At 60.4% G+C, this 20,680-nt stretch carries 20 protein-coding genes, 1 tRNA gene and 1 pseudogene; 10 read left to right on the forward strand and 12 right to left on the reverse strand.

Translation table 11 applies throughout. The annotated features are described in order from the left end of the window. Positions 1 to 511 precede the first annotated feature (511 nt). A complete protein-coding gene (locus tag ACCD05_RS21135; protein WP_413395094.1) occupies positions 512 to 1,561 on the forward strand; it encodes a threonine aldolase family protein in 1,050 nt (349 codons plus the stop codon). Between the two features lie 86 nt (positions 1,562 to 1,647). Here ACCD05_RS21135 and cyoD read toward each other — a convergent pair whose 3' ends face one another. From cyoD to cyoA, 4 genes are read right to left on the reverse strand one after another with little or no spacing between them, the layout of a single operon-like run. Then, complete coding sequence (cyoD, locus tag ACCD05_RS21140; RefSeq protein WP_111563392.1) at positions 1,648 to 2,001, reverse strand: cytochrome o ubiquinol oxidase subunit IV; 354 nt, start codon at positions 1,999 to 2,001, stop codon at positions 1,648 to 1,650. Next, entirely contained in the window at positions 1,998 to 2,627 is a 630-nt protein-coding gene (gene cyoC / locus ACCD05_RS21145) for a cytochrome o ubiquinol oxidase subunit III (protein WP_413395096.1), read from the reverse strand. The genes cyoD and cyoC overlap by 4 nt, the downstream gene beginning before the upstream one ends. 1 nt (position 2,628) lies before the next feature. Beyond that, positions 2,629 to 4,629: a cytochrome o ubiquinol oxidase subunit I gene (cyoB, locus tag ACCD05_RS21150; protein ID WP_413395098.1), complete on the reverse strand. Its 2,001-nt coding sequence runs from the start codon at positions 4,627 to 4,629 to the stop codon at positions 2,629 to 2,631. Beyond that, positions 4,616 to 5,770 carry a ubiquinol oxidase subunit II gene (gene cyoA, locus ACCD05_RS21155; protein ID WP_413395100.1) on the reverse strand — a complete coding sequence of 385 codons (1,155 nt, stop codon included), beginning with the start codon at positions 5,768 to 5,770 and terminating at the stop codon, positions 4,616 to 4,618. The genes cyoB and cyoA overlap by 14 nt, the downstream gene beginning before the upstream one ends. A gap of 338 nt (positions 5,771 to 6,108) precedes the next feature. Between cyoA and ACCD05_RS21160 the strand changes: the two genes are divergently transcribed. Together ACCD05_RS21160 and ACCD05_RS21165 are read left to right on the forward strand one after the other, a co-directional pair. After that, positions 6,109 to 6,609, forward strand: coding sequence for a hypothetical protein (locus ACCD05_RS21160; RefSeq protein ID WP_112981572.1), 501 nt, complete (start codon positions 6,109 to 6,111; stop codon positions 6,607 to 6,609). Further along, on the forward strand, positions 6,606 to 6,794 hold the full coding sequence (locus tag ACCD05_RS21165; RefSeq protein WP_413395102.1) for a hypothetical protein: 189 nt from the start codon (positions 6,606 to 6,608) through the stop codon (positions 6,792 to 6,794). Before ACCD05_RS21160 ends, ACCD05_RS21165 begins: the two co-directional genes overlap by 4 nt. A 61-nt stretch (positions 6,795 to 6,855) precedes the next feature. Here the strand turns inward: ACCD05_RS21165 and ACCD05_RS21170 are convergent, their stop codons facing one another. Together ACCD05_RS21170 and ACCD05_RS21175 are read right to left on the reverse strand one after the other, a co-directional pair. Beyond that, positions 6,856 to 6,984: a hypothetical protein gene (locus ACCD05_RS21170; protein WP_018899769.1), complete on the reverse strand. Its 129-nt coding sequence runs from the start codon at positions 6,982 to 6,984 to the stop codon at positions 6,856 to 6,858. Between the two features lie 156 nt (positions 6,985 to 7,140). Then, positions 7,141 to 7,995 (reverse strand): LysR family transcriptional regulator, encoded by an 855-nt coding sequence (locus ACCD05_RS21175; protein WP_111563399.1) that lies wholly within the window; start codon positions 7,993 to 7,995, stop codon positions 7,141 to 7,143. Between the two features lie 113 nt (positions 7,996 to 8,108). Here ACCD05_RS21175 and ACCD05_RS21180 point away from each other — a divergent pair, with 113 nt between their 5' ends. The 3 genes from ACCD05_RS21180 to ACCD05_RS21190 all read left to right on the forward strand — a co-directional run bounded on the left by ACCD05_RS21180 (position 8,109) and on the right by ACCD05_RS21190 (position 10,359). Next, positions 8,109 to 9,113, forward strand: coding sequence for a bile acid:sodium symporter family protein (locus ACCD05_RS21180; protein ID WP_413395104.1), 1,005 nt, complete (start codon positions 8,109 to 8,111; stop codon positions 9,111 to 9,113). A gap of 128 nt (positions 9,114 to 9,241) precedes the next feature. Further along, on the forward strand, positions 9,242 to 9,943 hold the full coding sequence (locus tag ACCD05_RS21185) for a hypothetical protein (protein ID WP_413395106.1): 702 nt from the start codon (positions 9,242 to 9,244) through the stop codon (positions 9,941 to 9,943). Then, the gene (locus tag ACCD05_RS21190; RefSeq protein WP_413395108.1) at positions 9,940 to 10,359 is read left to right on the forward strand and encodes a hypothetical protein; all 420 of its coding nucleotides are present in this window, start codon (positions 9,940 to 9,942) and stop codon (positions 10,357 to 10,359) included. The genes ACCD05_RS21185 and ACCD05_RS21190 overlap by 4 nt, the downstream gene beginning before the upstream one ends. Before the next feature lie 74 nt (positions 10,360 to 10,433). Here ACCD05_RS21190 and ACCD05_RS21195 read toward each other — a convergent pair whose 3' ends face one another. After that, positions 10,434 to 10,901: an Hsp20 family protein gene (locus ACCD05_RS21195; RefSeq protein WP_018899772.1), complete on the reverse strand. Its 468-nt coding sequence runs from the start codon at positions 10,899 to 10,901 to the stop codon at positions 10,434 to 10,436. A 473-nt stretch (positions 10,902 to 11,374) separates the two neighbouring features. Between ACCD05_RS21195 and ACCD05_RS21200 the strand changes: the two genes are divergently transcribed. Together ACCD05_RS21200 and ACCD05_RS21205 are read left to right on the forward strand one after the other, a co-directional pair. After that, positions 11,375 to 12,349, forward strand: coding sequence for an alpha/beta fold hydrolase (locus ACCD05_RS21200; protein ID WP_413395110.1), 975 nt, complete (start codon positions 11,375 to 11,377; stop codon positions 12,347 to 12,349). A 184-nt stretch (positions 12,350 to 12,533) separates the two neighbouring features. Further along, positions 12,534 to 13,298, forward strand: a pseudogene (locus tag ACCD05_RS21205) (cell wall hydrolase); the annotation flags it as partial. A gap of 400 nt (positions 13,299 to 13,698) precedes the next feature. On the opposite strand, the gene ACCD05_RS21210 reads toward ACCD05_RS21205, so the two are convergent. The 4 genes from ACCD05_RS21210 to ACCD05_RS21225 form a co-directional block, all read right to left on the reverse strand. Beyond that, positions 13,699 to 15,390 carry a methyl-accepting chemotaxis protein gene (locus ACCD05_RS21210; RefSeq protein ID WP_413395112.1) on the reverse strand — a complete coding sequence of 564 codons (1,692 nt, stop codon included), beginning with the start codon at positions 15,388 to 15,390 and terminating at the stop codon, positions 13,699 to 13,701. Between the two features lie 266 nt (positions 15,391 to 15,656). After that, a complete protein-coding gene (gene hisN / locus ACCD05_RS21215; RefSeq protein ID WP_413395114.1) occupies positions 15,657 to 16,430 on the reverse strand; it encodes a histidinol-phosphatase in 774 nt (257 codons plus the stop codon). 353 nt (positions 16,431 to 16,783) lie between these two features. Beyond that, entirely contained in the window at positions 16,784 to 17,044 is a 261-nt protein-coding gene (locus ACCD05_RS21220) for a hypothetical protein (RefSeq protein ID WP_413395116.1), read from the reverse strand. A 73-nt stretch (positions 17,045 to 17,117) separates the two neighbouring features. Next, entirely contained in the window at positions 17,118 to 17,999 is an 882-nt protein-coding gene (locus tag ACCD05_RS21225; protein ID WP_113237048.1) for an N-formylglutamate amidohydrolase, read from the reverse strand. Between the two features lie 187 nt (positions 18,000 to 18,186). Between ACCD05_RS21225 and cpdR1 the strand changes: the two genes are divergently transcribed. Then, positions 18,187 to 18,549: a response regulator CpdR1 gene (gene cpdR1 / locus ACCD05_RS21230; RefSeq protein ID WP_003542883.1), complete on the forward strand. Its 363-nt coding sequence runs from the start codon at positions 18,187 to 18,189 to the stop codon at positions 18,547 to 18,549. 83 nt (positions 18,550 to 18,632) lie between these two features. Further along, positions 18,633 to 18,707, forward strand: a tRNA-Val gene (locus tag ACCD05_RS21235). Between the two features lie 268 nt (positions 18,708 to 18,975). On the opposite strand, the gene ACCD05_RS21240 is transcribed toward ACCD05_RS21235, so the two are convergent. After that, positions 18,976 to 20,652 (reverse strand): hypothetical protein, encoded by a 1,677-nt coding sequence (locus ACCD05_RS21240; protein ID WP_413395123.1) that lies wholly within the window; start codon positions 20,650 to 20,652, stop codon positions 18,976 to 18,978. Between the last annotated feature and the right edge of the window lie 28 nt (positions 20,653 to 20,680).

Raw genomic sequence — 20,680 nt, forward strand, 5'->3', positions numbered from 1 at the left:
GCACACCGTCCCTGATCTTAGGTTCGGCGCATGACAGCGCTGTTGCATTATCGAAGATCCGGTCGCCGGCGGCAGGCTTTCTCTGGGAAGGCAGAGCCTTTCCCGACAAAGCAACCGTTGCGCTCCGCGCCTGCCATAGGTCCGTGCGGGAACTTTGTCCGCGCTCCAAGAACTATAGCGTGAAACCCCACGAGTGTAAGGTCCCTCAGCGCCTCTTCGGCCTTGACGGCCAAAATAGGACAGCAACCCTGTCCTAATCCATCGGTTCTATGCCAGAAACGCAGCGGCTCCGCAAGAGCCAGAAATTAAAAAAACGTCAATTGGCGCATCAAGATTACCAAATCAATCAAGTTGGCGACATAAAATTACGCCATCTCGTATTATATTGTTTCTTGATTGCGGAATTCAATTTTTGTGATGGGTTGAACGCCAATCGCTTGATCCAGTGAAGCTTTGGATTAAGCTCCGATGCGAACCCGCCCCCACCTCCATTTTTTCCCAGGCATTTTCCATGATTTTCGCTTCCGACAACTGGGCTGGCGCCCATCGTTCCATTGCCGAGCGCCTGCTGCAGGAATCCGCCGGTTTCGCCGCCGCTTACGGCACTAGCGATCTCGACCGCCGCGTTGAGGCCCGCTTCGCCGAAATTTTCGAGCGCGAGGTCTCCGTTTTCTTCGTGGCGACAGGCACGGCCGCCAACTCGCTGTCGCTTGCCAGCGTCCAGCGCCCCGGCGGCATCACCTTCTGTCACGCCGAAGCCCATGTGATCGCCGACGAATGCGGCGCGCCCGATTTCTTCAGCCAGGCACGGCTGTCGCCCGTCGATGGCGAATTGGGCAAGATCGATCCGGAAAAGCTCTCCAAGGCGATCGCCGGCTTCCCCGAAAATGCCGTTCATCATGGCCGCGCGACGGCGGTCACCATCACCCAGGCGACCGAGATCGGCACCGCCTACTCGCTTGACGAGATCGATGCGATTTCCGCGATCTGCAAGAAGCGCAAGCTGCCGCTCCACATGGACGGCGCCCGCTTCGCCAATGCGCTGGTGGCGCTTGGTGCAAGCCCGGCCGAGATGACCTGGAAGCGCGGCGTCGACATCCTCTCCTTCGGCGGCACCAAGAATGGCTGCTGGTGCGCCGAGGCGATCGTCGTCTTCGATCCTGAAAAGGCGAAGGAGATGCCCTTCATCCGCAAGCGCGCCGCCCAGCTCTTTTCCAAGTCGCGCTTCATCGCCGCCCAGTTCGACGCCTATCTCGATAATGGCCTCTGGCTCGATCTCGCCGGCCACGCCAACGGCATGGCCGACCGCCTGCGCGCGGGCATCGGCGCCAGCAACTCGGCCCGCCTTGCCTGGTCGACGACTTCAAACGAAGTCTTCGCCATTATAAAGAAGAGTGCCGGAAAGACCGCCGAAGACAAGGGCGCGAAATTCTACGAATGGCCGATCCCCTCAGCCACGCCTGATCTCGTCGGCTCCGACGAGATCCTGATCCGCCTCGTTACCAGCTTCGCCACCGAAGCGAAGGACGTCGACGGCTTCCTGAGCTGCCTCGCATCCTGACCCCAAACGCCGATCGGCCCGGTGATCGAAATCACCGGGCCGATCCTCATGGCGCCGCACCCAGCCATGCGGCGCGCACTCCTCACTTACATGTTGCTCATTTCGCCCGCGCTCATCGGCATCATGTTCACGTTCATGTGGTACATGACCCAGATCGTGCCGACGATCGTGATGACCACGATGATGGCCGTGAAGATGAAGGCGAGCAGCGTCCAGCCGTCTTCCGCGCGGCTGTCGACATGCAGGAAGCAGACGACGTGGACGATGATCTGCGCGATGGCCAGCGCGAAGATGATCACGGTGGTCGCCGTGGCATTTTCCAGCGCCCCGGACATGACCAGCCAGAACGGAATGACCGTCAGGATGATCGACAGGATCGAGCCGGTCCAGATGCTGCCCTTGCTGCCGTGAGCGGGTTCGGTGTGATGATGTGTGCTCAACGGAGTGCTCCAAACAGGTAGACGACGGTAAAGACGCCGATCCAGATGATGTCGAGGAAGTGCCAGAACATCGACAGGCACATCAGGCGACGCTTGTTGTCCTCATTCAGTCCGCGCTGGGCGATCTGCACCAGCAGTGTGACCAGCCAGATCAGGCCGAACAACACGTGCAGGCCGTGCGTCCCGACCAACGTGAAGAAGGCCGACAGGAAGGCGCTGCGCTGCGGCGTGGCACCTTCGGCGATCAGCGAAGAGAACTCGTAGAGTTCCACGCAAAGGAACGCAGCGCCGAGCACGCCGGTGACGGCAAGCAGCCGCCACATGGTGGCCGCCCGTCCGGCTGCCATCGCCTGCATGCCGATCGAAAGCACGATCGACGATGCGAGCAGGAAGCCGGTGTTCAGCGCCACCAGCGGCAGCTCGAACAGGTGCTGCGGCGGAGGCCCACCCGCATAATTGCGGCTGAGCGTTCCATAGACGGCGAACAGCGAGGCGAAGATCAGCGCATCGCTCATCAGGTAGATCCAGAAGCCGAGCATCGTGGCACCGCCACTGTGGTAATGCTCCTCGGCTTCGGGCTGGTGGTAGACGCGCTGGGCGTCCTTGTTGACGAGTTGAATGGTCATGTCAGGCCCTCGCTGCCGGCTGCTGCGCACGCTTGCCTTCGGTAAGCGCGATCGCATCGGCCGGGATGTAGTGATCGCGGCTGTAGTTGAAGGTGTGGACGATCGAGACGACGAGGATGCCGGCGAAGCTGATGGCGGCCAGCCACCACATGTACCAGATCATGCCGAAGCCAAGTGCCGTGGCGAGTGCTGCGACGACGACGCCGGTCGCGGTGTTGCGCGGCATGTGGACGGGGCGGAAGCCTTCGGTCGGATGCTTGTAGCCATGCTCCTTCATGTCGTGCCAGGCGTCGAGTTCGTAGACGACGGGCGTGATCGCGAAGTTGTAGGCAGGCGGAGGCGACGTGGTCGACCATTCCAGCGTACGGCCATCCCAGGGGTCGCCGGTGACATCACGCAGCTTGTTGCGCTTCACGATGCCCATGACGATCGCCATGACGAAGCCGAGCACACCGATGAGGATGATCACGGCGCCGATCAGGGCGATGACGAAGTAGGGTTGCAGCGTCGGATCGTCGAAGTGGTTGACGCGACGCGTGGTGCCCATCAGGCCGACGATGTAGATCGGCGTCCAGGCGACCCAGTAGCCGATGACCCAGCCCCAGAAGGCGACCTTGCCCCAGAACTCGTCCATCTTGAAGCCGAAGGCCTTCGGGAACCAGTAGGTCATGCCGGCGAAGAGACCGAAGACGACGCCGCCGATGATGGTGTTGTGGAAGTGCGCCACCAGGAACAGCGAGTTGTGCAGCACGAAGTCGGCAGCCGGTACGGCGAGCAGAACGCCCGTCATGCCACCGACCACGAAGGTCAGCATGAAGGCGACGACCCACATCATCGGCAGTTCGAAGCGGATTTCGCCGCGGAACATCGTGAACAGCCAGTTGAACACCTTGGCCCCGGTCGGAATGGCGATCACCATCGTGGCGATCCCAAAGAAGGCGTTGACGCTCGCACCCGATCCCATGGTGAAATAGTGGTGCAGCCAGACGAGGTAGGAGAGGATGGTGATGACCACGGTGGCGTAGACCATCGAGCCGTAGCCGAACAGGCGCTTGCCGGTGAAGGTCGAGGTGATTTCCGAATAGATGCCGAAGGCCGGCAGGATCAGGACGTAGACCTCGGGGTGACCCCACATCCACACCATGTTCCAGTAGAGCATCGCATTGCCGCCGAGATCATTGATGAAGAAGGCGGTGTCGAGATAGCGATCGAGCAGCAGCAGGAAGAAGGCTGCCGTCAGCGCCGGGAAGATGGCGATGGCGAGAACGTTGCTGCAAAGCGCGGTCCAGGTGAAGACGGGCATCTTCATCAGCGTCATGCCGGGCGCGCGCATCTTGATGACGGTTGCCACCATGTTGACGGCCGAGAGCGTCGTGCCGATGCCGGCGATTTCAAGCGACCATAGATAATAGTCGACCCCGGTATCCGGACTGAAGGCCTTTTCCGCCAGCGGCGCGTAGGAGAGCCAGCCGGTGCGTGCGAATTCGCCGACGAACAGCGAGATCATCACCAGCACCGAACCCGCCACCGTCAGCCAGAAGCTGAGGTTGTTCAGATAGGGGAAGGCGACGTCGCGCGCGCCGATCTGCAGCGGCATGACGAAGTTGACGATGCCGACGACCAGGGGGATCGCCACGAAGAAGATCATGATCGTCCCGTGGGCGGTGAAGATTTGGTCGTAGTGGCTCGAGTGCAGGAAGCCCTCGTTGCCGCCAAAGGCAATCGCCTGTTGCAGGCGCATCATCACGGCATCAGAGAAGCCGCGCAGCAGCATGATGATCGCCAGCACGATATACATGATGCCGATCTTCTTGTGGTCGACGGAGGTGAACCACTCCTTCCAGAGATAGCCCCAGAGCCGGAAATAGGTGAGTGCGGCGACGATGATCAGACCGAGCGCGGCGACCGCGATGAAAGTGCCGACAAGAATCGGCTCGTGGATCGGCAGCGATTCGAGCGTCAGCCGCCCGAAGACTGTCGTGGTGAAGCTATGGTCTTGCATTGGAGCCCTGCTGTTCAGGCGCGGCGAGCGCGCCACTGTTGGTGCCAGTGTTGGTGCCGGTGTTGGTGTGGTCGTGAGCGGCCGGAACGGCGGCGGTGACGTCGCCGGATGTCGAGGTGTGGCTCATGGATGGCATGCCCTGGCTCATCTGCCCCTCGCTGACTTGCATGGCTGAGTGATCCATGGGCTGCGGCGCGAACATGCCGCCATTGTCGCGATCAAGCGCGCGATCCTTCTTCATGATGTCGGCCGCGCATTCAGTGCCGGCGACCACGCAACGGTTGAGAACGCGATCAAAGAGACCGGAGGCGACGGTGGAAAAGTGCATGACGGGCACCTTTTCGCTCGGCTTGTCCAGTTCGACGTAACGATCGGTCGACAGCGTCTCGCCCGCGGCCTTTATCCCCGCGGCCCATTGGTCGAACCCTGCCTGATCGACACCGTGCAGCTTGAACCGCATGTCGGAATAGCCGGCGCCGGTGTAGTTGCCCGAATAACCCCAGCTGTCGCCCGGTGCGTTCAGCACGGCGTGCAGCATCGATTTCATGCCCGGCATCGCATAGATCATGCCCGCCAGCGTGGGCGCCGAGAAGGTGTTGAACTGGTTGGTCGAGGTGATGGAGAAACGTACGGGGACATCGACCGGGAGGGCCAACTCGTTGACGGTCGCGATGCCTTGTTCGGGATAGATGAAGAGCCACTTCCAATCCATGGCGACGACCTGGATATCGAGAGGCTTGTGGTCCTTGGCCAGCGGCTTGTCGGCGGAAATGCGGTCGAGGGGGCGGAAGGGATCGAGGCTGTGGGTGGTGATCCAGGTGACCACGCCGAGACACGCGATGATCATGAGCGGGATCGACCAGACCACCAGTTCTATCGGCGTCGAATGAGTGAAATTCGGATCGTACCTCCCAGGCGCTCGGCCCTTGCGGTATCGGAACGCGAAGACCACGATCAGGGTCAGCACCGGAATGACGACGAGAAGCATCATGCCGAGTGCGACGAGGATGAGGTTACGCTCCTGAAGAGCGATATCCCCCGTTGGGTTCATCACCACCATATTGCAACCGCTGAGAGGAAGCAGCGCAAGAGGTGCGACAAGCCGGCGAAAATTTCGTGATATGAATGTTTTCTGGCGCATGCCCGGAAGCTATGTCGCCCCCCGCGCGGCAGCTTTGACATAGATCAAACTTTGATCCGGATGACCGGGGATTTCGCTGCGACATTTTTGTGTGCCGGCCGAAAATCGCGGAGTTCGGTCTCAGACGCCACCAAGCCAGCGCGCGGCGGCTTTGCGCCAATAGGGGACATCGCAGCCAACCTGCAAGGGCCGATTTCAATCCATGGTCCACCCAAAAAAGTATCATCTTAAAGGGCGAAGGATAGACTATGACCGAACGCTTACGTTGTAAGCGCCATTGATTTTTTTCGGAAATCAAAGACAGTGCCGCCCTTCCACAACTACGTCGCGGAAACCAAATGTCACTTGAGCCTAAGCTGCTTCACAAAGAGTGGGGACTGTTGCCGTTGGCCATGAGTGGCCTTGCGACAATTTCCGTCTTCATCCTAACAATTTACTATCTAAACCAGACAGGGACAGCTTTTGTCTTTGACAACGGTCGGCATCTTGAATGCGAACGTTCCGTCGCGTCGATAATCAACGCCGTCGTCGTGGTGTATCGGTATCCAGGTGCTGCACTGACGGCAATCTCGTTAGCCTCTGTAATTTTTAGCTATTTCTTTGATCGAGGTATGTTCATCTTCGTCTTGATCTGTTTTGTTATTTTCAATTACCCGTTCCTCGCGTCCACCTTCAACGAATCCAATCTGATATTGAGCAACTCCTCGATAGGAACGCTGTGCGAGAGGGGCGGTTTCTTCTCAGTTGCCATGCAGTTACCGATTATGTTTCTGTCAACTTACGTGAGTGTGGGCAACATCGTCTTGTTAGCGAAACGTTGGCGCAGGAGCGGAAGTTGAGCGAGTCTGAGCCAACAGACGCCTCTTCCACAGCAAGATGGACTTCGATGCCGCTTTGGGCTGAAACGGCACCAATCGGGCCGACTGCGGTCGTTGTTGGCAACGGCTACCTAAGTCTGGAAAACGCAGCCGGTGAAGGCAACACCGCGAAAGCCATTGCAATGATGCGTGAATGGCAGTGGTGATCCGCGCCCTAGGGCCGCGGATCACCACTATCGAGATCGTCGAGTTGATTCTCGTGAACGTCTAATTCTGATGCAGCATCACGGCGGAGGGCGGCGCCCCGTTATCCGTCGTCTTGCTATCGTGGCCGGCCACGACGATGAGCATCACGCAGGCGACCAGCCCGGAGACGAAGAGCGCTCCATATACCATCGTCCGTTCTCCCTGTAGCCCCGAACGTCGACCTTGAGCGGGACCAAACTAAGGGCTCCAAGGTAACCAGAAGCCTAAGCGACAGGGTTGAAGGATACTTAAAATGCCGGGCAATCGATTAACCACATATCGTGCCATCCGGGCGGCCAGACGATCTCAGCTCGACCGGAGGCTCCGGACCTTGGAGAGAATATCGTCCGACAGCGCCGACACCAGCGCCTGATCCGCCCCCTTGCGCGGCACCAGCACGAACTCGACATCCTCGAGCACGGGCAGCTTGCCCTTGCCGATCACCTTCAGTCCTGATGGCGCCATGCTGCGCGGCTGCACGAGCACGCCCATCCCCGCGCGCGCAGCCGCCGTCAGCCCGCTGAGGCTCCCGCAGGTGCAGACGATCCGCCAGGAAATCTGGTGCCGCCCCAGCGCCTCCAGCGAGATAGCCCGCGTCACGCTCGGCGGCGGAAAGGCGATCAGCGGCAGAGGCGAGGCGCTCATGATATGGTCGGGATCACGCGCCAGCCACACCAGCGGCTCGCGATAGACGAGCCGCCCCCGCGCATCACCCAGCCGCCGCTTGGCGAGCACCAGATCGATCTCGCCATTGTCCTGCATTTCATAAAGCACACCCGAGAGCGCCACCGTCAGCTCCAGATCGACGGACGGATGCGAGCGTACGAAATCCTCGAGCACACCAGGCAACTGGCTGGTGACGAAATCCTCCGACACCCCGAGCCGCAGTTTGCCGCGCAGGCTTGGCCCGCCAAACAGCGATTGCACCTGCCCCTCGATCGACAGCATGGCGCGCGCATGCGACAAGAGCGCCTCGCCATCTGTCGTCAGCACCACCTTGTGCGTATCGCGCGCAAGCAACCGCCGCCCGACCGAGGTCTCCAGCCGCTGGATATGCTGGCTGACGGTGGATTGCCCAAGCCCCAGCCGCTCGGCGGCCAGTGTGAAGCTCCCCATCTGCTCGACGGCGACGAAGCTGCGCAATTGCGTAAGATCAAGCATGATTATCCCGCTTCGCGATAACTGTTATTTCTTGCATCGCGTATCATAATGGAAGAAACAGGATTGATCCATCAAAAGCCGGCTACAATGCCGAACAAGCCGAGACTAAGCCCATGCGCCGTTTCCTGCCCGATACTTTCACGATCCTCCTGGTCTGCACGGTCATCCTTGCATCGATCCTGCCGGCAAGCGGCGCCTTCGCGCACTACTTCGGCACGGCGACGACCATCGCGATCGCGCTCCTCTTCTTCCTGCATGGCGCCCGCCTGTCGCGCGACGTGGTGATTGCGGGCCTGCTGCACTGGCGGCTGCATCTGGTGATCCTGCTCACCACCTTCGGCGTCTTCCCGCTGCTCGGCATGGGTCTCGGCTTCATCCCTGATACGATCCTGCCGCATTCGCTCTATCTCGGCATTCTCTTCCTCTGCGTTCTGCCATCCACGGTACAGTCGTCGATCGCCTTCACCTCGATGGCCGGCGGCAACGTGCCGGCCGCGATCTGCTCGGCCTCCGCGTCGAACATCTTCGGCATGTTCCTGACCCCGCTTCTCGTCGGCCTGCTTTTCTCGGTCGGCGGCCATGGCGGCTTCTCGTGGGATGCGCTGCTGCAGATCTTCACGCAGCTGCTGCTCCCCTTCATCGTCGGCCAGGCGCTGCAGCCCTGGATCGGCGACTGGATCCGCGCCAAGAAGAAGATCCTGATGCCTGTTGATCGCGGCTCGATCCTGATGGTCGTCTACCTCGCCTTCTCGACCGCCGTCGTCGAGGGTCTGTGGCACACCTTCTCGCTCTCGGACATCGCCGTCGTCATCGTCGCCGACATGGTTCTGCTGGCGCTCGTCCTCTGCGCCACCACCTTCGGCAGCCGCCTGATGGGCTTCAACGAAGCCGACCAGATCACCATCACTTTCTGCGGCTCGAAGAAGAGCCTGGCGAGCGGCGTCCCCATGGCCAACGTCATCTTCGCTGGCCAGGCGATCGGCGCCATCGTCCTGCCGCTGATGCTCTTCCACCAGATCCAGCTGATGGTCTGCGCCGTCATCGCCCAAAAATACGCCGCCGCCCACCACCGCCGCGCCACCGCCGCCGAAGTGGAACAGGCCGCCAACCCGGCGTGACCGGTCGCGCCGCTAATGCGGCGTGACAGAACGAGGCGAAGCGGCCCAAATCGGCTGCTTTGCCTCGCAACTCAGCATGTGCACCGCATATCTGTTGACACGGATTCGTCCGGGTGAATTATAAGCTCATGAGCGATAGCAACCTGATCGGCATGGGGCTTTACACACCTGCGGAAGCGGGAAGGCTGCTGCGTGTCGCTCCGGCGAAAATATCGCGCTGGCTACGCGGACATTATATCAAGAACAAGTTCTATCCGCCGCTTTGGACATCCGAGATTTCGCTCGGTGATGACCGGATATTCCTAAGCTTCCGGGATATGATGGAAATCCGCGTCGCCGACGCCTTCATAAAGCGCGGCCTTTCCGCGATCCGCATACGCGCGGCAATTGCTGTGGCCCGCGAAGTCATCGGTGACGATCATCCGCTGTCGACAAACCGGTTCCGGACGGACGGGCGGGAGATTTTTCTCCATATCATCAGCGAGGACGAGGACGGCGAAAAGCGGGAGCAACTGCTAAACCTGTTCCGCAAGCAGTTCGAATTCAACGAGATCATAGATCCTCTCCTGAAGACGGTCGATTTCAGCGAGAGCGGCAATCCGCTTGTCTGGTGGCCGGGCGGAAGGCGATTGAACGTCATGGTCGATCCCAATCGCTCCTTCGGCCAGCCGATCGACGCACAGTCGAGCGTCCCGACTGCGATCCTGGCCGCCGCGGTTCGCCAGGACGGCGATGTGAAAGCCGTTGCCCGCGCTTACGATGTCCCTGAAACATCGGTCAAACACGCCATTGAATTCGAAACAATGATGGAACAACGGCTGGCCGCGTGAACGTCTTTTTCGACAATTGCACGTCCCCCGTTTTCGCCAGCACGCTCAATGGATTCATAGCTCACGAAGGGCACCAAGCCGTCCACATACGAGACTTGGGCGCACTACCGAAAGGCCGCCACTCGGCGGATGTCGAGTGGATCGACTTCCTTCGAAAATCGAATGACGAGTGGATATTCTTTTCCGGCGACGGCCGAATTCTGAGGAACCCTGCCGAAAGGGCCGCCCTGCGCTCGGCGGGCCTGCATGGCTTTATCCTCGCGCCGACCTATCAGAAGACACCTCTCCACCAAGTCGCGTCCCTCCTGGTATTGCGATGGCCAGAGGTCGTGCAGATCGTAAAACTGCTTCAGCCGCCATCGATGCATGAAATCCCGATCAGCAGGCACGCGAAGCTGAGATCTTTATCCTTCTGACAACAAAAAAGCGGCGCCCCGTGGGGGACGCCGCCTTGTTGCCATATCCTGGGAGGGATTGGTTAGTTGGTGACTTAGTTGGTGACCTGGGCCTCGATGGCCTTCGGCGCGCTCACCGGCTCGGCGGCGATCGCGATCTTGCGGGGCTTCATGGCCTCGGGAATGCTGCGAAGCAGGTCGATGTGAAGCAGACCGTTCTTCAGCGATGCAGCCGTCACCTCGACATGGTCGGCAAGCTGGAAGCGACGCTCGAAGGTGCGCTTGGCGATGCCGCGATAAAGGAATTCGGAGCCTTCCGCATTGTCTTCATTCTTCTCGCCCTTGACGGTGAGAGCATGGGCCTGCGCTTCGATCGAAATTTCGGTTTCGTCGAAACCGGCGACGGCCATGGTGATGCGGTAGGTGTTTTCACCGGTGCGCTCGATATTGTAGGGCGGATAGGTCTGGCCCTGGTCGGGCTGGCCCAGGCTGTCGAGCATGGTGAAGAGACGGTCGAAACCGACGGTGGAACGATAGAGGGGAGAGAAGTCTACGTGACGCATGATGTCCTCCTGAGGAAGCGACTGATTGCGATAAATTGCCCCAAAAACCCCTTGATCGGCAGCTTCGGGACGGTTCCGCGGACCCGTTCTGGCGTCCGCTACCATGAGATGGGGATGGCATTTTCGGACTTCAAGCCCCTTTCGAAGAGCCGCCCACAACCACCGGAAATCCGCGGCCAGCCACCGTGAACCGCGCATGAACACCCGGTTCGGTATCCGTTCAGACGCACGGGCCTAATGATTGCGTCATCGGGTTACACTGGCTCGATGGCTGGAGTGTATCGTCCCTTCGTCTTCAGCCCGATCTCCGGCCGGCACTGCGCTCCCCTCAGGTCCCGCATGCCGGCCACTTTTTTTGGACGGGCGCGGGCGACGCGCATCTCAGGAACGCTTTTTTCTTTGATTTGACAGGCCGATCGCCTATCCGCTTTACTTCTATTCCGAATCCTTTCGAAGGGCGCGCGCTGACGGCTATGGAACAGGTTCTGTTTTCGACACCCGGCAATCCGGTTCCGGAAAATCGCACGGAAGGCTACTTCGAGACGCATGACGGCCTGAAGCTGCGCTACGCCGTCTTCCGCTCCCAGGCCTCCGTCGCCAAGGGCACCGTCGTGCTTTTGCACGGGCGCAACGAATTCATCGAGAAATATTACGAGACGATCCGCGACCTGACCGACAAGGGTCTCTGGGTCGCCACCTTCGATCTGCGCGGCCAGGGCAATTCCGACCGCATGCTGAAGAAGCGTCACTATGGCCATGTCCGCCGCTTCGTCGATTACGAGCACGACCTCGACACTTTCCTCGAGAAAGTCGTGCTGCCCGATACCCGCCTGCCCTTCTATCTATTGGCGCATTCGACCGGCGCGCTGATCGCGCTCTCGGCCGCTCCTTATCTCACGACGCGCATCGAGCGCATGGTGCTGACGGCGCCCTTCATTGGCCTCTCGGGTCAGGCCGCTTCGGCGGGCACCATCCGCTGGCTGGCGTCGGCGGCCTGTGCGCTCGGCCTCGGGTCGCACCCGCTGTCGCGCAAGCTCAGGGAAAAACCCTTCCGCGACAATCCGCTGACATCGGACGAGGTCCGCTTCGAACGCAACGTCGCGATCGCGCAGGCAAATCCCGATCTGACGCTCGGCCCGCCCACCGCGCGCTGGCTGGTCGAATCCTTCAAGACCATCGAGCGCGTCACCGCGCCGAACCACCTCTTTTCGATCACCATCCCGACCGTCGTCATCGCGCCGACGCGCGATACGATCGTGCCTTACATCGCCCAGGAGCGTCTCTCGCGCTATTTCCGCGCCGGCCAGCTGGTGCCGATCAACGGCGCTCGTCACGAAGTGTTGCAGGAGCGCGACGTCTACCGGCAAGCGGCGCTCGCCGCCTTCCACGCCTTCATTCCGGGCGCGGATGCCGAGGTTTCCGAGGAATTCGAGGGCTTCGGCACCTGAGCCGAAGCGCCTTAGGCGGGGTCCCATTCCGCGCCGCACTTGTCCGGCATCGTGAAGTTCCGGCCGGGCCGATCACATTTTGAGACAAAAATGTAACGCGGTGTTTGAATTTTTACGATTGTAAGATAATAGTTACCCACTTTTTCGATAAGGGCTGAACTAATCACATAGGGGGCACCTGGCGTTGAGGGCGCATTACGTATTGGGACGATCTCTCTTCGGGATCATGATTGTGGGCTTAGCTGCCACGGGCTGCACCAGCACGCCAAAGACCACAGGCAGCATTCAGACGACCAAGCGTCTGCATACCGGCACGCCCGGTAAGGTCACCTACAATTACACGACGGAAGACCGAACCTGTCTCAAGCGGGCGATGTATTTCGAATCGCTGCATTCCGATCACGACGGCTATATGGCTGTCGGCAGCGTCGTGATGAACCGCCTGACATCCCCTGCTTATCCCAAGTCCATTTGCGGCGTCGTTTCGCAGGCCAAGCAGTTCGCCCCCGGCGTCATGACCCGCGAGGTCAAGGCCCAGGCGGAGCCCGATCTCAACGCGGCCGCCGATGCACTTTTGAAGGGTGAGCGCAATCCCGCCGTCAAGGAAGCCATGTTCTTCCATACCGACGGCATGAAGTTCCCCTACGACAACATGCACTACGTGACGGTTGCCGGCGGCAATGCCTTCTATGAGAAGCGCGGTGCCGATGGCGAGCTGCAGACCCCCTCGCCGCTCCCCGCCTACGAAGTCGCGATGAATTTCGTGCCCGCTCATAGCCAGATGGCCGCTCAGTTCGAATTGCTGACGCCAGCCGCTTCGCCGGCCCGCGAGCCGATTCCGATGGCGCAGGGCGTTGTCGAAACCGCATACGAAGCACCGGAAAGCGTCCCCGTGCCGCAGGCCGCCCCCATGCAGACGACCGCCGAAGCGGTCCGCATGGAACAGCCGCAGGTTCAGCAGGCACAGGTACAGACCGCCCAGCTTCAGCCGGCGCAAACTCAGCAGCCGCAATTCCAGCAGGATCGGTTCCAGCAAGCTCAGGCGCAGGCCAAGCAGCAGCACGTGCTGCAGGTTCCAGTCCAGCAGGCCTATGTCCCATCCGAGCCGGCGCCCGCCGCCTTCGAGGCCGTTGCCTACACCGTCCCGACGGCAGTGGCCGTGCCGACGCCGCGCCCGGCGGCCTTCGACACCGCCCGCATGCGCGGCGGCATCGGCGGCTGATCTCAGTCCTCCCGAGACGATCGAACAAAAAAGGGTTCCAGCCTGCCGGCGGAACCCTTTTTCTTTGCCTATCTGTCTGTATGTCCGGTCTATGGCGCGTCATCGCTGACGCGCCAGATCGCGATCGTCAGGCCACTCTCGCCAGCGGCGCCATGCCCCGCGCGCTTCGCTCGTCACCGACCTTGAACTGGCCGATCAGCTCGAACAGCGCGCTCGCCTCCGCCGCCAGCTTGCGGCTGGCGGACGCGGTCTGCTCGACCATCGCCGCATTGCGCTGCGTGTCCTGATCCATCGACATCACGGCCTCGTTGATCTGCCCAAGCGCCTGCGATTGCTCGCGCGCCGCCACGACGATGCCGGAGACATTGTCGTGCACCTGCACCACCCGCGTCGCGATCGCCTCCAGCGCCGCACCGGTCTTGTCCACCAACGCCACCCCATCGCGAACCGAGGCTTCGCTGTCATGGATCAGCGCCTTGATCTCCTTGGCCGCATCGGCCGAACGCTGCGCCAGCTGCCGAACCTCCTGTGCCACGACCGCAAACCCCTTGCCGGCTTCCCCGGCACGCGCCGCCTCGACACCGGCGTTCAGCGCCAGGAGATTGGTCTGGAAGGCGATGTCGTCGATGACGCTGACGATGCCGGCGATCTGGGTCGAGGAACGCTCGATCCGCGCCATGGCGTCCACCGTCTGCCTGACGACATCGGCGGAATCCTGCGCGCTCTTCGTCGTGTCGTCGACAAGACGCCCCGCATCCGCCGCCCGGCGCGCCGAATCCGATACGGTCGTGGAAATCTCTGTCACCGCCGCGGCTGTCTCCTCGACGGACGAAGCCTGCGATTCCGAACGGCGGGCAAGATCGTCGGACGCAGCACTGATCTCGCGCGTTCCCGATGCAATCTGCGTCGCGTTCCTGGCGATCGCCTGCATCGCCGCCCGCAACCGGCCGATCGAGGAGTTGTAATCGGTGCGTAGCGTCTCCAGCGAGGCGATGAAGGGCTTTTCGATCGTCTGGTCGAGATCGCCATCCGCCATCGCCTGCAGGCCAACGGCGAGTTCGTTGACGGCCCGCACCCGCTCGCTGACATCGGTCGCGAACTTCACCACCTTGAACACCTTGCCGCTCATGTCGAAGATCGGGTTGTAGGAGGCCTGGATGAAGACCTTGCGGCCACCCTTGCCGATACGCGCGAACTCGTCTGCGGCGAACTGCCCGGCCGCCAGGCTGCGCCAGAATTCCTTGTACTCCGCACTTGCGGCATAGGCCGGATCGCAGAACATCGAATGATGCCGCCCGCGAATTTCCTCCAGCGTATAGCCGAGCGTCTTCAGAAAATTCTCGTTGGCTGTCAGGATATGGCCGTCCGGCGTGAACTCGATCGTCGCCTGCGCACGCGAGAGCGCATCGAGCTTGCCGGCATCCTCGGCACTCTTCAGCTTCGTATCGGTAATCACGGTGGCGAACTTCACGACCTTGTAGGGCGTGCTGCCCTTGAAGACCGGATTGTAGGAGGCCTCGATCCACACCTCGCGCCCACCCTTGGCGATGCGCTTGTATTGCCGGCGATCGAATTCGCCCTTGTTCAGGCCCTTCCAGAAGGCAGCGTATTCCGCGCTTCGAGCCTCTTCCGGATCGACGAACATACTGTGGGGTCGCCCCACGATCTCGTTCAGGCTGTATCCCATCGCCTGACAGAAATTCTCGTTGGCAAAGAGGATCTTGCCCGCCATGTCGAACTCGATCACGGCCTGGGAACGGCTGACGGCATCAAGAACGGCCTTGGCGCCCGCGGCGGATCCGAAAGAAAAAAGCTGCATTATAATTTGCCTCAAACCGAAATGCGGACCGCCGAAAAAGCAAGGATCCATAAACATTCATTTCAGCGGCAAGATTTGCAGCGAACTCTTTCTGTTCGATTAATGTTCATCCCCTGCGAGCATCTTGCAAGGCAAGTAACCGCATGTTTTTGCAAACAAACAACCGATGAGAGATCACATCGACCGAGAACAACCGATACTGTCAAACATCGCCTGCAGCTAACAAAACCGGACCTGATCCCGCCGAACTTGGCACAACCCGCAGCTTAGCGCCGCAGGATCGCCACCGCCGCATCATAGACCGCCTGGCTGCCGGCGGCGATGATCGAGCCGCCATTCTCCGGCCGCCCGCCATCCCAGGTGGTGATGATCCCGCCGGCCTTCTCGATGACGGGAATGATCCCGCCGACATCATAGGGCTTCAGGCCGTTCTCGACGACGAGGTCGATGTGCCCGGCCGCCAGAAGCGCATAGGCGTAGCAATCGGTGCCATAGCGGAAGAGCCGCACCTGGCTCTCGATCTCGCGATACCGGTCCATCTCGGTGCCGGCGAAGAGATGCGGCGAGGTGGTGAACAGGATCGCATCGGAAAGCCCGGCGCAATCGCGCACCTGAAGCTTTCGCTCGCCCTCGGGACCGGTGTAATAGGAGCCGCTCTCATCGGCAAAATAGCGCTCGCCGGTAAACGGCTGCTCGATCATCCCCATGATCGACCGGCCGTCTCTGTAAAGGCCGATCAGCGTCCCCCAGACGGGAACGCCCGAGATGAACGCCCGCGTGCCGTCGATCGGATCGATCACCCAGACATGTTCGCGGTCGAGCCCGACATTGCCAAACTCCTCGCCGAGAATGCCGTGCTCGGGAAAATGCGTCTCGATCAGCGCCCGGATCGCCACTTCCGCCGCCCGGTCGCCTTCGGTGACGGGGTCGAAGCCCGACGCCAGCTTGTTCGTCACGCCGGTCCCGGAGCGGAACCGTGGCAGCGTCTCGGCCTTGGCGGCTTCCGCGAGGCGATTGAAGAAGGTGCGATCAGGAAACATGAGGGACATCCGTGTGAGACTGTCGATGCCGCTTTCCATAGCCGAAAAGGCTCATTTTGCAAACGGAAGCAGCAATTTTTAGCCGGCTGCACATATTTTGCGCACCGCAATAAAATGATTGACAATTGTGCACTGCAATAGTAGCGTCTGCCTACAGTCTTCTGACTGTAAATACCCTCCTTGGGTGTTTCCTCCCTAGACTTGGACCGCCGCAAGGCGGTCTTTTTTTGTCGGGTTGGAATGGCAACCAAGAGGAACCGCCGAAGTCCATTACTCTGCCGCGGAAAAGCTACACCATCTTCAAGACAGTATTAGTACGCTGGATCGCCCGCCGGCCGGTAAGCCGCCGATCGTCACGCGGCCAACGGATAGATTTCGCCAGAATAGACGGAGAACGCCCTGGCGGCCTCCACCAATTCAGGCAGCGAAATGCCGACCGAGGCCGCGAACGCCGCCTGAAGCTGCGGGGTCACTTCCGCGAAGAAGGACGACATGTGGCCGGGTACGGTCTTGGCCTCATCCATATGCGAGAGATAAAACGCCAGCTCGGCGGCCGTCAGCTTGCGCCCGTAAGGCGCATTGACAGTCCCCAAAACCGTAGCTGCGATATCCATCGTCACCACCATCGACCGATAGCCAAAAATAGAGCGGCCCCGACCAAGCATCAATGCGCGCGAAAAAACCGCCCTACTCCGCCGCCAGCGCCGTATCGCCGGCGAACTTGGCGACGTAGTCGGCCATCTGACGCATGAAGGAAGTGATCGCGGCTGCCACGAGCGGGAAATCGGCGCGGCGCTCGAGGGTCACCTCGTCGACATAGATCGAGCGGTTGACCTCGATCTGCAGCGCGTGCAGGCCCCGCGAGGGGCGGCCGTAATGCTCGGTGATGAAGCCGCCGGCATAGGGCTTGTTGCGGATCGCGGCGAACCCCATCTCCTCGAAGATGCTGACCGCCATGCGCGACAGCTCAGCAGAAGCGCTCGTGCCGTAGCGATCACCGATGATGAAATCCGGCCGCGAGGTGGCGCCTGCAACGCGGATATTGCCCGGCATCGAGTGGCAGTCGATCAACACGCCGAAGCCGAACTGCACATGCGTGCGGGCAATCAGCCGCCGAAGTGCCGCGTGATAGGGCTTGTAGACCGCCTCGATGCGATCGAGCGCCTCCTGCACCGGCAGGCGGCGCGCGTAGATTTCCATGTTCTCGGCGACGATCCTCGGAATAGTCCCGAGACCCCCGGCCACGCGCAGCGAATTGATATTGGCGTAGGCAGGCAGGAGCCCGTCGAACATGCGCGGGTCTAGCTCATAGGGCTCGCGGTTCACGTCGAGATAGGCGCGCGGAAAATTCGCGAGCAGCAGCGGCGCACCGAGCGCGCCGGCGGCGGAAAACAGCTCGTCGACATAATGGTCTTCCGAACGCCGGATCGACATCCCCTGCAATCTGGATTGCGCGATGAACTCGGGCGGATAGATGCGGCCGCTATGGGGGGAATTGTAGACGAATGGAATGGTGTGCGACGCGGGTTCCCGTATCTCAAAAAGCTCGTACGCGGGAATCTCGTCCACCTGTTTCCCTCTTAACCATGCTGGCAGGCAGCTATCTTGCCCATGTTGCCAGTTGAAGGCCGCCAAGTCCATACTATCTCATGGGGATGACGCTTTGCACAGGCGCTTCACCGGTTGTTTACCGGCCGAAATCTAGTGTAAATGACCAATACTCACGCATAAATTCCACTGATCAGCGGTCTGGATAATGACTCAGAAGATACTTCTTGCAGAAGACGACAACGACATGCGCCGCTTCCTTGTGAAGGCGCTCGAAAAGGCAGGCTACAAGGTCCTGTCCTACGACAACGGCGCCAGCGCATACGACCGCCTTCGCGAAGAACCCTTTTCCCTTCTTCTCACCGATATCGTCATGCCCGAAATGGACGGCATTGAGCTGGCGCGCCGCGCCACCGAACTCGATCCCGACCTCAAGGTGATGTTCATCACCGGCTTTGCGGCCGTGGCACTCAACCCTGATTCGAAGGCACCGAAGGACGCGAAGGTCCTTTCCAAGCCTTTCCACCTCCGCGACCTCGTTGACGAAGTCAATAAAATGCTTGCGGCCTAAGGGTTCTGTGGGCGCATGTCACAAATCTGAAAAAGGCCTATTGACGGCCAAATAGGTTTGTGGTCTATGCGCCGACATCGGATGGGCGTGTAGCTCAGCGGGAGAGCACTACGTTGACATCGTAGGGGTCACAGGTTCAATCCCTGTCACGCCCACCATCCAGATTAGACTGAATAGTCAAGGGCTTAGCGACATCGTTGATCGTTGCTAAGCCTTTTCAGTAAGCAGCTAGCAAGCAGATTTCCGGGAACTCCAGGGAACATTTCCCGTCTGTGACAAAGCGACCTTTCCCAGTTCCGTGAGATCAACAACCATCGCTGATTCGCGTTTCCCGGTGGCGTCCATCACCTGAGCCCAGCCGTTTTTGTCATCCAATCCCGACAACGGGGTCACGGCACATTCAGCAACAATTCATGACACGTCGACTTAGCGCGAGATGCTGCCCACAGGCTCCAGATCCGCCCCTGCCTTGGTCACCCCGCGTTCGAGCATTGTCACCAGATCTGGCGGAAGACCTACGGCATCAACGGTCTTTTTGAAGGCGGCCGCGTCTATGCCTCCATCCGTCACGCTACCTGGCGCTTGCTCTGAGCCAAGCTCTCCTAGTGCGGCAGCGCGGATAACACTCGTCAGCGAACTGCGGCCGGTCACCCGCTCGGTCCAAAGGAGGGCCTCTGAATAGCGGGCGTCACGGAAGGCGTCCAGCGCGAGGACGACCATGGCACATCGGGGAACGATGTCGGTTTCCGCGCTTGCCTCCTTCGCCATTGCCAGTCCGGCGGACGTGTATCCTGCTGAATAAAGCAAGCCACCCAAGGCCGCTAAGGAATCCGGACTGTTCGGATTCAATGCGACGGCTTTGTTGCCTGCCTCGATCGCAGCTTCCAACCTTCCACCTGCTGCTTGAGCCGCCATCAAAGCAAGCTGCGCCCGGTCGGAAAATGGGGCTCTGGCAACGGCGTCCTGCGCAAGCCGAAGCGCACGATCGGCGACCTCAGGCGGCGTCGCTCTTCCGGCGGGTGCAAGCAGAATACGGGCGAGAACTGCATTGGCGTCGGAATCGTGCGGCATGAGACGCACCGTTCGTTCGAGGCAATTGGCTGCCGCCTCAAGGCTGCCCCGAACTTCGAGCGCGTACTCCGCGCGCACGACGCAGTCGTTACCGACGGAATCCTGAGCGGCATTCAATTTGATCGAGTTGATCACGCCTCGACTGGCCGCGATCCGCTTGGCAAGCGACGCAACGATCTCCTGTCTCGCGACGGCTTCGCTCTTTCCTGCCGTTTCAACCTTTTCCAACCCGGACATCAGCAGGTTTCCGGAAGCGTTCTCCGTGACCTGCCACCAGACGCTTCGCTCGTCGAGATCGGAATAGTATTTGAGCTGAACCGAGTAACGCCGGTCGGCAGCGTTGGTCCTTACAGATGCATATGCCGGCTGCGCGACGATGATCGTCTGAAACTGTGTGAGTGCCGTCAGCAGGCCGTCACGTACCTGGCTTGCCTCTCCGGCCTGTTGTGGGTTCGCCGCGTCGACGGTGACGTACACGACGGGTTTCGTGGAAATGACGGGTCTCTGCGCGTAGGAGTATATGCTCAGCGTGGCGATCGCTGCCAGAACCGACACCATTAACCCGGCGAACATCAACCTCCGCTTGGGCGGCGTGTTCTCCGGCTGGTATGGATTACGCCGGATGGTATGGCCGAGCGGTATCTCGTCGGCTTTTCTGTGATGAGGCGCGTTAGCGGTGTTGCGAGCAAAGCAGGCGATGTATTTCCCTTTTTTTACGCTTATCCAGATGTCGTGGTCTTCGCCGAACGCAACGTAAAAGGATTCCAACGTTGATCTGAGACGGCTGATCTCGATGCGGACGATTGGATCGATGCTAGAGTCGAAATTGCTCGGCCGTCCCAACACATCCACGGCAATGGCATAGGCCTTGACTTCCTCGTCTTTGATACGCTGAGCTACGAGATAGGTAAGTATTGCCTTCTGGCGGTCGGCAGTCTTGAACCTTTGATCTGCGAGAAGCCGTTGGAGTGCGGCTTCCGCCTCGGTGTCGTCCACGTGCTCCTGGAATTCGTCGTCAATCTCAGCACCCATGGTCGTCCCCGATACGCCGGTCGAAAAG

Origin of the sequence: Rhizobium sp. Rhizsp42, from assembly GCF_047304155.1 — a bacterium.
Lineage (GTDB): Bacteria > Pseudomonadota > Alphaproteobacteria > Rhizobiales > Rhizobiaceae > Rhizobium.

Coding starts and splice junctions, on each gene's coding strand:
- cyoA (WP_413395100.1), bottom strand. CDS start 5,770: ATGCGCCAGAAAACATTCATATCACGAAATTTTCGCCGGCTTGTCGCA.
- ACCD05_RS21220 (WP_413395116.1), bottom strand. CDS start 17,044: ATGGATATCGCAGCTACGGTTTTGGGGACTGTCAATGCGCCTTACGGG.
- ACCD05_RS21180 (WP_413395104.1), top strand. CDS start 8,109: ATGCGCCGTTTCCTGCCCGATACTTTCACGATCCTCCTGGTCTGCACG.
- ACCD05_RS21170 (WP_018899769.1), bottom strand. CDS start 6,984: ATGGTATATGGAGCGCTCTTCGTCTCCGGGCTGGTCGCCTGCGTGATG.
- ACCD05_RS21175 (WP_111563399.1), bottom strand. CDS start 7,995: ATGCTTGATCTTACGCAATTGCGCAGCTTCGTCGCCGTCGAGCAGATG.
- ACCD05_RS21200 (WP_413395110.1), top strand. CDS start 11,375: ATGGAACAGGTTCTGTTTTCGACACCCGGCAATCCGGTTCCGGAAAAT.
- cyoB (WP_413395098.1), bottom strand. CDS start 4,629: ATGCAAGACCATAGCTTCACCACGACAGTCTTCGGGCGGCTGACGCTC.
- ACCD05_RS21160 (WP_112981572.1), top strand. CDS start 6,109: ATGTCACTTGAGCCTAAGCTGCTTCACAAAGAGTGGGGACTGTTGCCG.
- ACCD05_RS21240 (WP_413395123.1), bottom strand. CDS start 20,652: ATGGGTGCTGAGATTGACGACGAATTCCAGGAGCACGTGGACGACACC.
- ACCD05_RS21135 (WP_413395094.1), top strand. CDS start 512: ATGATTTTCGCTTCCGACAACTGGGCTGGCGCCCATCGTTCCATTGCC.
- ACCD05_RS21185 (WP_413395106.1), top strand. CDS start 9,242: ATGAGCGATAGCAACCTGATCGGCATGGGGCTTTACACACCTGCGGAA.
- hisN (WP_413395114.1), bottom strand. CDS start 16,430: ATGTTTCCTGATCGCACCTTCTTCAATCGCCTCGCGGAAGCCGCCAAG.
- cpdR1 (WP_003542883.1), top strand. CDS start 18,187: ATGACTCAGAAGATACTTCTTGCAGAAGACGACAACGACATGCGCCGC.
- ACCD05_RS21195 (WP_018899772.1), bottom strand. CDS start 10,901: ATGCGTCACGTAGACTTCTCTCCCCTCTATCGTTCCACCGTCGGTTTC.
- cyoC (WP_413395096.1), bottom strand. CDS start 2,627: ATGACCATTCAACTCGTCAACAAGGACGCCCAGCGCGTCTACCACCAG.
- ACCD05_RS21210 (WP_413395112.1), bottom strand. CDS start 15,390: ATGCAGCTTTTTTCTTTCGGATCCGCCGCGGGCGCCAAGGCCGTTCTT.